At 67.7% G+C, this 718-nt stretch carries 1 protein-coding gene; it reads left to right on the top strand.

Annotated features, from left to right (window positions below; genetic code table 11):
* Positions 1-670, top strand: a 670-nt coding sequence (locus GRF61_RS24205) for a fumarylacetoacetate hydrolase family protein (RefSeq protein ID WP_169153165.1), incomplete at its 5' end; no start/stop codon positions are given.
* Positions 671-718 lie beyond the last annotated feature (48 nt).

Below are 718 nucleotides of genomic sequence, written 5' to 3'. Positions count from 1 at the left end.
CTCCTTGCCGGTGCGCGGGCGCAGCGAACGCGTGCCGGTGAACCGCATCTTCTGTGTCGGCCGCAATTACCACGCCCATGCGGTGGAAATGGGCGCGCCGGTGGACAAGGCCAGCGCCCGCCCCTTCTACTTCACCAAGACGCCCTCCGCCCTGGTCGAGTCCGGCGCCACCGTGCCCTACCCCTGCGGCACGCAGAACTACCACTACGAGATGGAACTGGTGGTCGTCATCGGCAAGCCGGGCTTCCGCGTCACCCAGGCGGATGCGCCCTCCCTGATCTACGGCTACGCCGCCGGCCTGGACATGACCCGCCGCGACCTGCAGCTGGTGGCCCGCGACAAGGGCCGGCCGTGGGACCTGGGCAAGGACTTCGAACTCTCCGCCGTGTGCGCCGAAGTGGTGCCGGCCGAAGGCCTGGGCGTGCTCGCCGAAGGCGCCATCGAGCTGAAGGTGAATGGCGAGACCAAGCAGAAGTCCGACCTCGCCATGCTGATCTGGAACATCCCGGAGATCATCGCCGACCTGTCGGAGTTCTATCACCTGCAGCCGGGCGACCTGATCTACACCGGCACGCCGGAAGGCGTGGGCGCGGTGAAATCCGGCGACCGCATCAGCGGCAGCGTGGCCGGCGTCGGCGAAATCGCGCTGACCATAGGCCAGCCGGAATAAATCCCCGGGCAGGCCGGGCGACCTCCGCCCCTGTCTCTTATACACACT

It is taken from the genome of Azoarcus sp. TTM-91 (assembly GCF_012911025.1).
Classification (GTDB): Bacteria; Pseudomonadota; Gammaproteobacteria; order Burkholderiales; family Rhodocyclaceae; genus Azoarcus.
This window is presented reverse-complemented; position numbering and strand designations above follow the sequence as displayed.